Source organism: Paenibacillus sp. JNUCC 35 (genome assembly GCF_058269095.1).
In genome coordinates this window covers 1,788,842-1,803,481 of record NZ_CM177771.1, presented here as the reverse complement: position 1 = coordinate 1,803,481, position 14,640 = coordinate 1,788,842, and the positions used below count along the sequence as shown (strand labels likewise).

Genomic DNA, 14,640 nt, shown 5'->3' with positions numbered 1-14,640 from the left:
TCTCACTTAGCACACCCCCTACATCCTCGGCGGTATTTGGGTTTTCTATTGTTGTTTAACCTGTGCAAAGAATTACTAAGAAGAACGAGAGCGTCCCCAATTTCATGTTCTGCATGTTCAAACTTTCCTGATATTATAAAATGTTTTGCATTCCGTAGTTGCCGAATAGCTGAGTTTAATCTGCGGATACGAAACAAATTGTTCATGCTGCCTCACCTCTCCCTCAGATATAATATAGGAAATTTTCCACACCACAGTGCTATAACAACAATATACGTAACAAGTCACTAGGAAAACCTGGGCATCCGCCAACCTTTTGACTTCTATGTTCAGCAAAACGAACATTACTGTCAGCGTACTCGGTGTGACCAGTCAGGAAAACTCGTCCCCAAATCAGCCTGTGCTCACCCCAGAAAGAAATGACCGTGATCAATCAAATAAACACGCTTTCGGGATAACGGTTCCGTGCTGAATCCGAATATCCTCAACGCAGGCGCTAATTAAAGCAGCTTTGTGTCGTTCCACAATAGGCCCACTTGGATAATGAAAAAACGACCCTCACCCCAAAAATCGGGAATGAAGGTCGTTTTTTAATTCGCGGTCCATAGCTGCTCCGAGAAACTACAAGTTGTTCAGTGGTCTCCTTGTGGATAGGGATTTTTGGGTGGTTGGATTTTATGCAAATTTGTTTTTAAAGTACCTTCTAACAGCATTTCAGCAAAAATCTTTGGTCCATCTAGAACAAGTAAAGCACTTTACCGGTTGGCGGCAGGCACCCAGTCCTTCACGCCGTTATCTTCGAGAATCCCCAGCGTGACGTCCGCGATATCGGGATCTCCCAGCAGCTTGTCGCGCACACGGAATTTGATATCATCCGCTTCGGCAAGCGTCAGACCCGGTTTCAGTTCGATCAAGCCTTCCACATGGTAGTACCGGCCTTCCTGAAGAACGCGCAGCTGATAAATGTCGGTCACCAGCGTTTCGGAAAAAATAATGCCGGACACCTTGTCCTCCACGTCGGGAGGCGCGGATACGCCGATCAGGCCGACCATATTGTCATAGCCGACGCGGAACGCGACGAAGATCATAAGCAAACCGATCAGGATAGTCATCAGTCCGTCAAGGGCGCTGAAACTCGTAAGCGAGGTAACCACTACCGCAATAAGAGCCAGCAGAGCACCCGTGGTCGCAACCAGATCTTCGTAGAAGACGAGCCGCGTCGGAGGGGCCGCACGTTTCACATGCTTGAAGGAAGCTTTGACGATTCCAAAACCGGACGCTTCCGCTCTGGATTCTTTGATGACCTCCTTCATCGCCTTGTACAGCACGTAGCCGTCAATCACGATCGACAGCACGAGAACCGAAAGATTCAGCCAAAATCCGTGGGATTCGGCCGGATGCTGCAGCAGATGCAGCCCTTCTCTTATCGTTTCGTAGGCCATGAAGGTGACGACGAGAACCGCAATCATGCAGAAGATATTGATGACGCGGCCGAAGCCCGTCGGAAATCGGCGGGTCGCTTTTTTCTCCGCAAGTACGCTTCCCGTAAATACGAACATCTGGTTGACGGCATCCGCAATGGAGTGCATGGTGGATGCAAACATGGCACCGCTGCCCGTGAGCGAAGCGGCGACACCTTTTACGATGGCAATAATCGTATTGCCCAAGGCCGCCGTAGCCGAAGACATATTACCTTTCTTGATTAACTCAAACCAATTCGTTCGTTCCGCATCCGGGCTCATAAGAAAATGAATCCTCCTAAGTAAAAAGATAGTTAGGGATAGGTTACCACGAAACCATTCCGCCAAATCATCCATACGCGGGACGGGTAAGAGCGGTTTCATTTTCAACCCGAAAAACCCCTTTCGTTTGCGGCGCTTCGGGCAAGTCATCCTTGCCGGCAGCCGTGCAATAGAAAGGGGATCTCATGTGTCCGGACCGGTCAGCTCCAGACGTTCTGTCTTTCCTTGGACTGGATCGCGCCCGACGGGTCCAGATCCACTTCGCCGTCGGCCGCCGAATCGTCGGCCCGCAGCCCGATCCGCTCGTGGGCGCTGACATCCTCGAATATTTTGAGCGGAATCGTATCGTCGGCGGACTTGCCGCCTGTCGTTACATCTTCAAAAGCGGACTGGCGGATTTCACCGCCCCGGGTATCCGTTAAACCCTCGGCTCCGGGACCGGCCTTTGCCGGCGTGTCCACTTGCTTGCCGTTCTCGGTCTGCCTGTTCACTGCGCATTCCTCCTCGTCATCGTCGTCGCTATCCTCGCGGAAAAGGTTCCGATGATAGGATTCCCGACTGCCGAACATGCTACTCCCGTCGTTCCGTCCCCTCTTACCCGGCTTATTTGAAGCCGGTCATGGCGATGCCGCGGATAATCTGCTTCTGAAACAGCAGAAACACCGCAAGCAGAGGCAGGATAGAGATAGCGGCGCCCGCCATGATGAGCGTCCAGCTTCCGCTGTCACCCGATTCGCTGGAGAAGAACGCAAGGCCGACGGGGATCGTCAGATGCTCCGGCGTCTGCGTGACGATCAGCGGCCAGATAAACGCGTTCCAACTGCCCAGAAAGGTTAAAATGCACAGCGTAGCCAGCGCCGGCTTGACCAGCGGAACGACCACGCGGAGCAGGATGCCCCACTCGCCCATCCCGTCGATACGGGCCGCATCGAGCAGATCGCGCGGAACGGATTCCATGAACTGCTTCATGAGAAAGATGCCGAACGCGGAGATGAGGCCCGGGAAAAGAACACCCAGGTAAGTATCGACCAGCTCCAGCTTGGCGGCAAGCAGATACCAAGGGATGATGAGCATTTCGGTCGGAACCATCAGCGTGCTTAGTATGCCGACGAAAATGACGGTTTTACCCGGAAACGTAAATTTCGCCAGAATGTATCCGACCACCGTATCGAAAAAGCAGACGGAGACCGTCGTAATGACGGCAACGATCAGACTATTGACGATCCAGGTCGCATACAGCGTCTCCGCGAAAAGCGTCCGGACGTTGCCCAAGGTTGCCTCCGGCGGAATCAAGCTCAGAGAAAACACATCCTGCGGCGTTTTTAACGTGGTCGCGATCATCCATAAGAAAGGAAACAGCATCACAATCGCGCCCGCGCCCAGAAGAAAATAAGCGGAAAAGGCGGACGCACGGATACGATACCGGACTGTACGCTTGACTGCTTTTTCGCTGCCCCGCCTCCGGAGTCCGGCATGCTCCGCGGCCCAATCATATTTGCTCATGGCCGTTCTCCTTTTAATACTCGACTTTTCGGTTCAACGTTTTAAGCTGCAGCAGCGACAAGAGAAGAATAAGGAGGAACAAGACGACGGTAGCCGCGGTCGCCTGCCCCATATTGAACTGCTTGAACGCGAGCTCGTAAATATACACCACGACGGATTTCGTAGAGTTAAGCGGCCCGCCCCCGGACGTCATGTTCAAAATCTGGGTGAAAGACTGCAGGTACGAAATACTTGCAATAATGACGGAAAACAGCAGAACCGGGTTCAATAGCGGTAACGTCACATGCACGAACCGCTGCCACGCACTCGCTCCGTCGATGGCGGCCGCTTCCTCGTATTCTTTCGGGATGTTTTCCAGCCCCGTGAGGAAAATCAGCATTTGAAAGCCGAGGTTCTGCCAGATCATAGCGGCGGTAACGATAAAAATAGCCTGGTCCGGCGAACCCAGGAACAGTTGGGACGGCAGGCCCCATTTGAGCAAAAGGCCGTTGACGATGCCGTTCTTCATGAAAATCCAGCGGAACACCCAGCTCACGGCTACGACGCTGGTGACGTAGGGCAGGAAGTAGACCGTCCGGAAAAAAGCTCTGAACCGGATAATCCGCCGAAGAAGCAGGGCAACGGCAAGTCCGGCCGCAAGCTGCCCGGGTACCCCGATCAGGACGTAAACGGCCGTATTTCGAAGCGAAATCAGGAATACCGGGTCATGGTATAAAGCCAGGTAATTGGAGAAACCGACGAACGGCTTCTCCTCCGACAGCAGATCCCACTCGCGGAAGCCGACCAGAAAGGAATACACGATGGGGACGATCCGGACGCCGATGAAAAACAGCAGCGGAACGAGCAGGCAGGCGTAGACGAAAAAGAGCCGCTGCCGCTTCATTTTTTAGCCTGCTTCGCCCAATAGTCGTCGTAGAGCTTCTGGGTTTTCGCTACAAGCTCTTCGAAAGCCTTCTCGACGGGAACTTTGTTCAGCACGACGCTGTCCGCGGCCTGCACGAAATAGTCCCGCTCCAGTTTTTCATCCACGAAGAAGTGGGCGTTGGCATCGCCGAGCTGGCGGATGAACGGGCCGATTTTCTCGTCCTTGGCGTACTTATCCTGAAGGGCGACGGCCTTGGATGCCGGCAGCTCGCCGACTTTTTCCACCCACTGCTCCTGCACCTCCTTGCTCGTCAAAAACTTGAGGAATTCGGTTGCCGCCTCGAGCTTTTTCCCTTTGGCGTTCTTGGTGATTCCGTTGGCCCAGAAAGAAGCTTGCGTGGCTTTTCCTTTGTACGCGGGCAGCGGGGCTACGGCGAAATTCAGATTCGGCGCATCTTTCTTGAGTCCGCCGAGCTGGAACGAGCCGTCGATATTCATCGCCGCATGGCCGCCTTTGAACGCCGTAATATCATCGTTGTAAAAATCTTTCGTTCCAACCTTATGTACGGTGGCAAAATCAAGCAGGTACTTGAAGGCTTGAAGTCCCGCGGGAGTCTCGTTCCATAGGACGCGCTTGCGGTCTTCGCTGATATCCTTGCCGCCGGCCTGATACACAAGCGCATCCCGGTACCAGTGATGCAGCTGGGAATTCGGCTGCCAGGCCAGGCCTTCGACGACAAATTCGCCTTTGGCGTCCTTCTCCGTCAATTTCTTCGAGTAGTCCACCAGTTCCTCCCATGTCGCGGGAGGTTTCGCCGGGTCCAGCCCCGCTTTTGCAAACAAATCCTTGTTGTAGTATAGCCCCAGCGTCCGGACGGCCGTCGGAATCGCATAGTAGCTGCCGCCGATTTTAGCCGCTTCAACGAACGGGAAAAATTCTTCCTGGATCTTCGAATCCGGGAATGATTCCTTCGGTAAAGGCTGCAAATAACCCGATGCCGTATATTTCGGAAGCCAGCCATAGTACAGGTTGATTACATCCGGTCCTTTGCCGGCCGGAATCAGCGTCGCCACCTTTTCGTTATACTGGTCGTAAGGAAAATTGGTTTGTTTGACGGTAATGTTCGGATGCGTCTTTTCAAATTCTTTAATAAGCGAATTGATGAGATCCACCTTGACCGGATACTGATACTGCCAGTACTCGATCGTGACTTTCTCGTCCTTGCCCGCGTCCCCGGATTGCTGCCCGGATGCGTCTTTGGCGCCGTCCCCGGAAGCGGACCTGCTCCCCGAGCAGCCGGCCATCAAACCCGCGCTCAGCGCGGCGGCCAGCGTTAACACCGCAAGACGGAACAGCGCGGGCTGCGGTTTGCCTTTTTGGCGTTTCTCTGTTTTCCTCTTGTCATTTTCCAATTTGCTGCTCATAGGACTTCAACCCCTTTATGTTCTTGAACGCTTGCGGCTGTTTCCGGTAGACGGAGCAGCCTTCTCGCGTTATTGCCGAAAATGCTCTGTATGTCCGTTTCATTGAAGCGCAGTTCCCTGCATACGCGGACCTGATCCTGCAAGTAGCGGTAGACGTACCCGCGGGGAAAGCCGCTGGAGTCCGATCCGTAAACGACGCGTTCGGGACCGATCAGCTCCACGGTCTTGCGGAACAGGGTTTCCAGCGTCAGGTCGTAGGGCGCCCACCGCATCCACTGGTTGGAGCCGGACGTGTCGACGATCACGTTCGGGCATCCCCAGCACAGGTGCAGCAGCTCCTGGTAGTAGCCCGCTCCGAAGTGCGGAATGAGGATCGGGATGTCCGTAAACTCCCGGGCCACGTTAAAAATGGCCAAGGGGTTGATGTTCCGGTGCTGCACGATTCCGCCCGTATGCCCCAGAAGCCCGAAGTGGATCAGCACGGGCAGCTTGCGCTCCGCCAGGAAGCTCCAAACCGGTCGGAGCGACGGATCGTCCAGAGACGTTTGGATAAGCGGGCCGAACAATTTGTAACCCCGGAGCCCCAGTTCGTCTACGGCCCGCTGCAGTTCTTCCACCGCATCCGGCGCTTCGATGGAATGATGGGCGAAGCCCGTAAATTTGCCGGGATACTTGGAAATTTGCTCCTTTAGATCGTCGTTTCCCTTCGCGGTAAGAAAATTCAACCCCCCGATTCCGTACTTGTCGAGCTCGTCGGCCCAGCGGTCGATAACCGGCCGCCCCGCACCCGGACCGTTGTCCGGTCCGGACGGAAAATCCCAAGTGAGCCGCATCCGCTCTCCCCGCTTGGCCTGCGCGCCGTCGATCACTTCATCGTGTTTGACAAACTGCTGCGCGTAAGGCAGGTGCCCGTGAATATCGAAGACTTTGAATCCGTCTTTAAACATGGTCCGTCCCTCCTTCTCCCGCTGTCGGCTTCCCCCTGGAAAAGAAAAAGGAGACGCGCTTTCTTCTCCTTGCATGCTCCGCGTGTTCCGCAGCCGCCATCCGTTTCCGCCGGTGCTTGCGGTTTCTTGCGGATGAGGCAGGCACCGTCAAACAAAAAAGACACTATTCGCGTTAAACGAAATAGTGTCTCCAGTGGTCTGGTCAACAAGATATTCTTTTATCCAATGGGAATACTAGGAATTATAAAACGCCGCCGGAAAACTGTCAAACTGTTTTTTTATATCCCGGGGCGCGGACGCCGCTCCGTTACCCGATCGTAATTTTGCCTTCCGGGTAGCGGTACAGCTCCTTCGTTCCTTTCGGTGTCAGCGCGTAAGCAAGCGTCAGCGGGCCGAGACGGCCGACGAACATCAGAACGGCCATCAGAACTTTGCTGGGCGAGGTCAGCTCCGGCGTTACTCCTAAAGAAATGCCGGCCGTACCGAAGGCGGACGTGACCTCGAACAACATTTTGATAAAAGGCCCGTCCTGGAGAGCCGAGAGAATCATCGTTCCCGTTACGACCAGAATTACGGAAACCAAGGTCAGCGTCGTCGCTTTATAAATGCGTTCTTCCGGGAGCCTTTTGCGGAAAAACACGATATCCTCTTTACCCCGGACCATCGTAATGACGGCGCCTACGAGAATCGCGAACGTCGTAATTTTAATCCCTCCGCCCGCCGACCCCGGCGCCGCTCCGATAAACATGAGGATGATGACAAAAAATTGGGTCGCCTGACGGAACGATTCGATATCGAGCGTATTCATTCCCGTGGACCGGGTCGTCGCCGACTGGAAGAAGGCGGCGAAAATTTTGCCCGGAAGACTAAGCGTCTGCATCGTCAGCGGGTTCGTATATTCGAAAATAAAAACAACGGCGGAACCTGTCAGGATCAGCAGCCCCGTTGCCGTAAGCACGACTTTGGAGTGAAGCGTCAGCTGCCGGGTCCGCTTGAAATCGAGTACGTCCGCAATGACGATAAACCCGATGCCCCCCAAAATCATCAGCCCGATGACCACGATATTCACGTAAGGATCGTTCACGTACGCCATCAAGCTCCCCTGGGCTCCCGGCAGACTGCTGAACAAATCGAATCCGGCATTGTTGAAAATGGATATGCTATGGAAAATGCCAAAATACACGGCTTTTCCGAACGGCATATCGAAGACCCACCGGACGGTCAGGAGTATGGCTCCCGCCAGCTCGATGGCGAGCGCGTAGGTCAGCACCTTGCGGATCAGCCGCACGATGCCCTCCACGGACCCTTGATTCATCGCTTCCTGCAGAAGCAGCCGCTCCTTCAAAGAAATCCGCTTGCGGAACACGAGCGCGATCAAGGTGGCCATCGTCATAAATCCGAGCCCGCCCACCTGAACCAGCATGAGGATGACAATTTGGCCGAACAGCGAAAAATGCACCCCCGCGTTCAGAACGGAAAGCCCCGTTACGCAGGCGGCCGAAGTCGCCATAAAAAAAGCATCCAGGTAAGAGATCGGCTCTCCGGTAGCGGAGGCGGCAGGCAGCGCAAGAAGCACCGATCCTATTAAAATAATAGCCAGGATTCCGAGCGCCAATATTTGCGGAGGCGTAAGCCGGATCGGAATCCTTCGTTTTTTAACCATGTTCCTATTCTCCTTCTCACAGACACATTCCCCTCTATCCTACCCAAAAAAGAAAAGGAAAGCCACCTTAACAGGTGAACTTTCCTTCGTCTATGAAATCCTGAATTAATAGGGGGTTGTGCTGGCGCAGCCGTATACATCCATTTAATCGGAACTCTACTTCGCTTTTGGCAGATGGAACTTCCATCACTTAATTGTTCAAAGGCTTCATCATTTCTTTCGTGTAAGCGACCACGTTCATCTTGACATTCCTCCTTCATTTATTTAAAGAGCTAAACAGGGCACTCTTACTCGCGATGGACCGGTCATCATCGAAGTAGGAATGTCTACATTGCTCTAGGTCGATTATTTCATTATTTCCCCATTATTGCTCTGCGTAATGAGTCTCTGCACATCCTCAATATAACCAGACTTGTGTGTAACAGATGACGTTTAGAAAAGATTTACGTTTGATAGGCTGTAAGAAAAGCTAAAGGAGGTGAGTTACTTAACGACTTGGAATTCGTGCTCCATAGACGAATTGTTGGCCATGTTCTCCAAGGATCTCGTCATTTGTTACACGTATCCGAATAATCGGGTTACCTTGGGAAAGCTGGACGATGCATGCGAATCCTGGCAAAATCAATATGATTATTACAAAGACCGGAATCCCAAATGGCATTTCAACATTGTCCATGTCACACCCGTAGATGAAGATAAAGTCATGGCTATATTTTGGGTCAGTCATTCTTCCGACAACATTCTTTACGATAAAGTCTGTATGTATGTGGAGACGTTCGCCAAAAACAACGGGAATTGGAGCCTCCTTAGATCGTACAGTGAAATCGCGATCCCGATGAAGTACGTATTTGAATAAACCGGGCTTTAGAAAAAGACGTCTCTCGCAGCTTTAACGAGAGACGTCTTTATTCTTTAAGTCACGCGCAATTTACTGTACGTATCCCTGGATAAAAAGCCGGACATCGGAGCTAGGAAGTCTCCTCGAATCGTGAGCCGATCCTTACGGTTCCTCGCTCGCCTTCCCGGTCAGCAAGATCTTCCCCGACATGCCGGATTCGAACGCGTCCACGGCGGTGCGGACCTCGTCCAGCCCGTAGCAGGCGGCGATCTTCATCAGGCTCAGCCTTCCGTCCCGGACAAGCTCCATAATCTCCTCGAACGTCCCGATCCATTCCGCCGCGGAAGCATGACGGATCCAGTGCCGGAGCCAGAACGGCCGGGCGTCCACCCGGTACAGCCGGGATATCTGCGCCCAGTCCACCGGCACTCCCGACAGCAGCCCGATGCTGAACACGGTGCCGCCGGGCCGCACGCAGCCGGCGAGAGCCGCTCCGTCCGGGCCGCCGATGCTGTCCACGGCCGCGGTCGCCCCCCGGCCGCCGGGCCGGGACAGCACCGCCTCGCGAAGCGGCGTGTCGGCGCAGTCGATGACGTGAGCCGCGCCGAGGCGCAGCAGCTCCTCCGTATGAGCTGCGCTGCGGGTAACCGCGATCAGCTCATAGTTGAAAACTCCCGCCAGCTGCGCGAACACTCTACCGATCGCCGAGCCACCGGCGTTGACGACGAGCGTATCGCCGTACTTCAGGCGAAGCGCCCCGCAAACCGCCCAGGCGGTCACGGGATTGATATAGAGCTGGGCGGCCGTCTCGTCGGGAATGTCCGGCGGAACCGGGATCGCCAGCCCGGCGGGCGCGAGGACCGATTCCTGCCAGGTTCCTTCGCCGCGCAGCGGGAGAACCCGTCTGCCGAGCAGCTCCGGCGGCACGGAAGAGCCCGTCTCCTCGACGATGCCCACGCCTTCGTAGCCGGGCACCGCAGGGAGGGCGATCCGGTGGGCATAGGCCCCGCGCACGGGGATCAGGTCCGACGGATTGATGGGCCGGGCCAGCATCCGCACCCGGATCTCGCCCGGCCCCGGCGGGACGACAGGAGTACGGCGGATCTCCAGCACTTCAGCCGGAGGGCCGAACCGGCCGTAATAGACACTTTTGTTAAGCACGCTGTTCTCTCCCGTGATGTCAATTTTCCGAAGCCGGGCCAGGGGCGGCGTACGGTGGACGGATCTGCGGCAAAAGCGCGGATGGACTTCCTACCGTTTGCAGCCCGTGGGCCGCATAACGGTCATGCGCCAATTGCCGCTCCCCGTTTACGGCTTATCCGGCACGCTCTCCCCGGGCTCTCCGAATGAAATTCCTTCTTCGGCGTCGAGCCGCACCCGGCATCCGTCTGTCCTAACGTCCAGCGGATGGGGTTGCGAGCTTCTTTCGCCCGCGAACCAGACCCGGCCTTTTTTCACCACGATAAAAAGCCCGTTCTCGTCGCCGACCGGCGCGAACGTATCGCTCGGAGTCTTCCAGGCCTCCAGCCCTGCCTGCCGTTTTAAATCCCGCAACGCGGCGGACACATCGTCTACCGGCATTCCGATTTCGCTGACGCACAGAAAATCTTCTTCGCCGAACGGTTTCTGCGACGCATTCTCAAGATTATGCCGGGCAATCAGCTCGACAATGTTGCCTGCGGGGTCCTTAAAATAAACGGCGTGGGCATTCCAGCTTTCGAAATGGACGACGGGACTCCCCTCCTGGCTGAGCAGTTCCACCCTGTCCCCGAGCCAGCTGGCCGCTTCTTCGATCTTGTTCTCCGGGATGTTGAAAGCGAAATGGTAGAAACTATCGCTGTCCGGCGCCGAGGGGACGAAAGTTACGTTCGTGTTCCCGGCCCGGAAGGAAAAGGAGGCGCCGGACTCTCCGGTCAACGGCAGCCGCAGCCGCTCTCCGTAAAATTGTTTTAATTCGGTTATATTCGAAGCGTGGAGCGTTAGGTCCAAAATCTTCATGATGATAACTCCTTAAGATGAGATATAGTCGGGGGTTGAGCACGTTCACAATCACGAAAGTCCGGTTAAAATCACTAAACCGGGCTGCGGAGGGCCCATTTCGATAGCCCGTTCCGTGTTCACTTTGCGAGCATCCTTGTCTACCGGCTAAACCGCTTCGCGCCTGCGGTCGCCGAGCACGACGGACGTTACGATCTGCCGGTCCGGTATGGCCCAGTACGTGCGCAGCAGCCGCTCCTTCTCCGCCTCGGGAACGAGAGAGAAGCCGTTTTTGAGATAAAAGGCGATCGCCCAGGAAGCGTCCGCCCACGTACCGATCAGGAACGGTTTCTCCGTCAAGTTCGTCAAATAAGCCAGCAGCCGGCTGCCGATGCCGCCCTTGCGCTGATCCGTCCTCACATAGGCGTGCCGGATCAGGGAAACGTCGCCTTTGTCCTGGATGCCCATCACCCCGATCAGCCGTCCGTCGTCTTCATACCCCCAGAACACGACCCCGCTGCCGATTTCGCTCTGCAGTTCCTCCATCGTCATGTAAGGCTCGTGAAACCGGTCGGCCGGTATAATTCCTTTGTAGGCGACCGCCGCATCGTTAATAATGTCGTAAATATCACGGATATCTTGTTCGGTACAAATTCGGATCATAAGTGAATGCCTCCCGTTAATCGTGGACTTGCGCCCTCGGCAAGTAAAACCCGGGGTCCTAAGCACAGAGAATGTCTTTGGCCAAACAGGTGTAAGGGCTGTCCAGCCGGCGTACAAGGTCATAGACGGCCGACCGGCCGATCCGTTCCAAAAACGCAAGAACGCAGCCATCCGTGCTGACAGCTTCAGCCTTACGGGACGTCGTTTTCGGCTTCGCGCCGGGTCGTTTTTTTTCGACCGTTACATGCCACAAGGCGCTTGCCGCACAGCCGTTATTTTCCTGATTATACCATAAGGTTCTATCCCCTCCGCAACTAAAAAAGGCCCCCTCTCACAAAGGAGGAGGCCCTGAGGCGGTCAATCTCCGAACCCGGAAGAAGTTTCCTTCACAATGGCCTGAACTTCGATCTCCACCAGCAGTTCGGGATCGATTAAGGCCCGGACCTCCACCATCGTGGATGCCGGACGAATATCCTTGAAAAATTCCCCGTGGGCTTTGCCGATCTCTTCCCACCGGCCGATATCCGTTACGAACATGCGCGTCCTTACGACATCGGCCAGTTTGGCTCCCGCCCGGTTAAGTGCCTCTTCGATGATGCCCAGTGCGCATTTCGTCTGGGCGTACGCGTCTCCTATGCCTACAACGGCTCCGTCTTTCATGGCGGTCGTTCCCGCTACTTCAACGATATTGCCGACCCTTACCGCTCTGCTGTATCCGACAACAGGCTCCCACGGCGAACCGGATGAGATATTCTTTCTTTTGGTCATGATTTCTCTCTTCCTCTCCGATAAATCTGATTGCCGTCCATTCTTTATTCTTTCGCAGACCTGGGATTAACGCTTGGCAAAAACGGCCGATCCGCCCGATCCGAGCACCATAAACGCTTCCCCGGACGGTGAAAAACCGCCCTTCAACCAGCCGTCGAGTCGTGGAATCTCCAGCATAACAGCTCCGGCCAAATACCGGTACTCCCTGGAGAAAACATTCTCCAGGATCACGGAAGCTCTCGGCCACCACGGGTAAATGACTTCCAGCCTCCAGCCTTCGGCGTTCATCTGAATGCCGTCTCCCCCGTCCAGCCCGAAGACGCCGATCTCTTCCCCCGTCTCGGGCACGGTGAATTTTAACCCGCCGCCGGCGAGATGCCGTTCGGTCTTCGCCTCGTCGCGTTCCCTGACAAGCCGCTGCCCGGTAAAGGCATCCGTGATGCTGTAGCCGCTGCCGATCAGGACGATCCGGCCGTCCCCGTCCCAGCCGCCAGCCGTTACTCCCGCAGCCGCAATAACCGTCTGCAGACGCCAGGGCGGCGGCGGTTCTTCCGGAATCAGACGCCTGGCCTGACGCAGCAGATCCCGTTCAAAGTCCGTCCTTAGATCGGCCGGATCTTTTTTCGAAAATAGCATGACCTTCTCCTCTCCGCCTGAACAAGCTGCCTATGGGAGCTTCTTATGCACGCGTAACCGCCCGGCCCGCCTGATGGACAACAAAATAAAACGACACATAAACAATCCCGATCATAAGACCGAACAGCAGGGAGAAAAGCATCGCCGGCGCATGAAGGCTCTCCATGGCGATCTGTTTAATGAGGCTTACATCCTTCAGCACGTCCCAACTGTTTAGCCGGTGCACTCTGCCCAGCAGTACGCCGTAGCCGCCGAGCAGCGCTGCCGCCGCCACAAAGCCCCAGGCAAGCAGGGAACCTGCGGCAAGCCGGATAAGCGAATGAACCTGATAGAGGGAATATACGCAGAGCAGCAGACCGTTCCACGCAAATAATACGAGAACGAGCAGATCGTACCAGTACCGGAACGCAAACGTTCCTTGAGCGGAGGAGGCATAGAGCCCCTTCATCGCGGTTAAATGAACCAGGTCCGTTACGATATAAGGGGCGTTCGGATAGAACAGCAGCCAGCCTCCCCCCAGAACGACGATGATAGCGGCTCTCATCCCGCTTTGTACCCGGCGTCCGGTCTCATAAGCGATAAACGAGAACACGAACGGAACCCAGGCCAGAAATAAATTCCAAGTCAAAAAATCGTAATACGTCTTGTTCCGGAAAACGGAATAGACCAGCAGCGTAAGTGCCGACAGAGCCGCCAGAAACGCGGCCGATTTCCACGCAGACAGGTGTACCATTCATGCTCCTTCTTCCGCGGGGACAACGGCGGCACTCTCATCCGCCTAATCCTGCAGGGAGAAAACCTCATAAGATCCGGCATAGATCAGCCCCAATTTCTCCGCAAGCCCCTTGGATTTCAAATTTGCCGCATCCCAGCTCGGATACAGATTGTGCTCCAGGCAGTGCAGCAGAAACGCGGCCGCAACCCGGGTCGCCAGTCCGAACTTCCGGTAGTCCGGGTGTGTCATAATGCCGATTTCCACGCCCGTACGGCATACCATCGCGGTCGTGCAGGCGGCCGCGACTTCGTCTTCCGCGCGGATGCAATAGCCGAACCCGGTCTCCATAAATTGTTCCGCCGTGTCGTAATTCACGAAGTGATAATGCTGGAGCGGGTCGCCGAACATGTCCCGCGCCAGCTCCGGCGTGATCTTTTCCACTATGTAATCCGGACGCTCCGCCAGCTCCTTCAAAGGGCCGGGCCGCAGCGACTCCGGGGAAAATAGGTACCGCTCGCCGCGGATCAGCTTGCCGCCGTGGATGCTCCGTGCCCGCTGCACCCAGCCTGGGGATGAAGGCATGATATAGCAGTGCGCGGGAAGCTCCTCCAGCCATTGCTCGGCGGAAGGGCCCGCGGAATCACCGGCGAAATAGGCGAAGCTCCCCTGATTGATCTGCGCGCTTGAAGGATCCGTCAAGGAATCGACGAAGATCCGAATCTCTCCGCCGGCCTGACCTTCCAGCACGCTGTCTATACAGACGTCCACCCGGCGGACCTCTTCAAACAGTCTTGTCAGATGCGGCCTTATGGCGGCGTTTACTTTTGTCATCGTGTACATGGCCTTGATTGTCTCCAGTCTGTGTCCGTCGTGATGCCGCTCCGGTTGCCGGAGCCGTT

15 protein-coding genes are annotated in these 14,640 nt (G+C 55.5%); 1 reads left to right on the top strand and 14 read right to left on the bottom strand.

Annotated elements, in window-relative coordinates:
• Nucleotides 1–755: 755 nt before the first annotated feature.
• The 7 genes from AC2TF6_RS08270 to AC2TF6_RS08240 form a co-directional block, all read right to left on the bottom strand.
• On the bottom strand, nucleotides 756–1,742 hold the full coding sequence (locus AC2TF6_RS08270) for a cation diffusion facilitator family transporter (RefSeq protein WP_491310645.1): 987 nt from the start codon (nucleotides 1,740–1,742) through the stop codon (nucleotides 756–758).
• Between the two features lie 200 nt (nucleotides 1,743–1,942).
• Nucleotides 1,943–2,233, bottom strand: a complete 291-nt coding sequence (locus tag AC2TF6_RS08265) for a hypothetical protein (RefSeq protein WP_491310644.1) — start codon at nucleotides 2,231–2,233, stop codon at nucleotides 1,943–1,945.
• Nucleotides 2,234–2,345: 112 nt separating this feature from the next.
• A complete protein-coding gene (locus AC2TF6_RS08260; RefSeq protein WP_491310643.1) occupies nucleotides 2,346–3,245 on the bottom strand; it encodes a carbohydrate ABC transporter permease in 900 nt (299 codons plus the stop codon).
• 13 nt (nucleotides 3,246–3,258) lie between these two features.
• Nucleotides 3,259–4,128, bottom strand: coding sequence for a carbohydrate ABC transporter permease (locus tag AC2TF6_RS08255; RefSeq protein WP_491310642.1), 870 nt, complete (start codon nucleotides 4,126–4,128; stop codon nucleotides 3,259–3,261).
• Nucleotides 4,125–5,534: a sugar ABC transporter substrate-binding protein gene (locus AC2TF6_RS08250; RefSeq protein WP_491310641.1), complete on the bottom strand. Its 1,410-nt coding sequence runs from the start codon at nucleotides 5,532–5,534 to the stop codon at nucleotides 4,125–4,127. Before AC2TF6_RS08250 ends, AC2TF6_RS08255 begins: the two co-directional genes overlap by 4 nt.
• Nucleotides 5,531–6,481, bottom strand: a complete 951-nt coding sequence (locus tag AC2TF6_RS08245) for an amidohydrolase family protein (RefSeq protein WP_491310640.1) — start codon at nucleotides 6,479–6,481, stop codon at nucleotides 5,531–5,533. The genes AC2TF6_RS08250 and AC2TF6_RS08245 overlap by 4 nt, the downstream gene beginning before the upstream one ends.
• A 307-nt stretch (nucleotides 6,482–6,788) precedes the next feature.
• Nucleotides 6,789–8,144: a TrkH family potassium uptake protein gene (locus AC2TF6_RS08240; protein WP_491310639.1), complete on the bottom strand. Its 1,356-nt coding sequence runs from the start codon at nucleotides 8,142–8,144 to the stop codon at nucleotides 6,789–6,791.
• Between the two features lie 478 nt (nucleotides 8,145–8,622).
• Between AC2TF6_RS08240 and AC2TF6_RS08235 the strand changes: the two genes are divergently transcribed.
• A complete protein-coding gene (locus AC2TF6_RS08235) occupies nucleotides 8,623–9,000 on the top strand; it encodes a hypothetical protein (protein WP_491310638.1) in 378 nt (125 codons plus the stop codon).
• A 144-nt stretch (nucleotides 9,001–9,144) separates the two neighbouring features.
• On the opposite strand, the gene AC2TF6_RS08230 is transcribed toward AC2TF6_RS08235, so the two are convergent.
• The 7 genes from AC2TF6_RS08230 to AC2TF6_RS08200 all read right to left on the bottom strand — a co-directional run bounded on the left by AC2TF6_RS08230 (nucleotide 9,145) and on the right by AC2TF6_RS08200 (nucleotide 14,581).
• Nucleotides 9,145–10,143 carry a zinc-dependent alcohol dehydrogenase family protein gene (locus tag AC2TF6_RS08230; protein WP_491310637.1) on the bottom strand — a complete coding sequence of 333 codons (999 nt, stop codon included), beginning with the start codon at nucleotides 10,141–10,143 and terminating at the stop codon, nucleotides 9,145–9,147.
• A gap of 147 nt (nucleotides 10,144–10,290) precedes the next feature.
• Nucleotides 10,291–10,980 carry a VOC family protein gene (locus AC2TF6_RS08225; RefSeq protein ID WP_491310636.1) on the bottom strand — a complete coding sequence of 230 codons (690 nt, stop codon included), beginning with the start codon at nucleotides 10,978–10,980 and terminating at the stop codon, nucleotides 10,291–10,293.
• A gap of 147 nt (nucleotides 10,981–11,127) precedes the next feature.
• A complete protein-coding gene (locus tag AC2TF6_RS08220) occupies nucleotides 11,128–11,622 on the bottom strand; it encodes a GNAT family N-acetyltransferase (protein WP_491310635.1) in 495 nt (164 codons plus the stop codon).
• A 357-nt stretch (nucleotides 11,623–11,979) separates the two neighbouring features.
• Nucleotides 11,980–12,390 carry a RidA family protein gene (locus tag AC2TF6_RS08215; protein ID WP_218228322.1) on the bottom strand — a complete coding sequence of 137 codons (411 nt, stop codon included), beginning with the start codon at nucleotides 12,388–12,390 and terminating at the stop codon, nucleotides 11,980–11,982.
• Nucleotides 12,391–12,456: 66 nt separating this feature from the next.
• On the bottom strand, nucleotides 12,457–13,026 hold the full coding sequence (locus AC2TF6_RS08210) for a hypothetical protein (protein WP_491310634.1): 570 nt from the start codon (nucleotides 13,024–13,026) through the stop codon (nucleotides 12,457–12,459).
• A gap of 43 nt (nucleotides 13,027–13,069) precedes the next feature.
• Nucleotides 13,070–13,759, bottom strand: coding sequence for a DUF1361 domain-containing protein (locus tag AC2TF6_RS08205; protein WP_491310633.1), 690 nt, complete (start codon nucleotides 13,757–13,759; stop codon nucleotides 13,070–13,072).
• 45 nt (nucleotides 13,760–13,804) lie between these two features.
• Entirely contained in the window at nucleotides 13,805–14,581 is a 777-nt protein-coding gene (locus AC2TF6_RS08200) for a GNAT family N-acetyltransferase (RefSeq protein WP_491310632.1), read from the bottom strand.
• Nucleotides 14,582–14,640 lie beyond the last annotated feature (59 nt).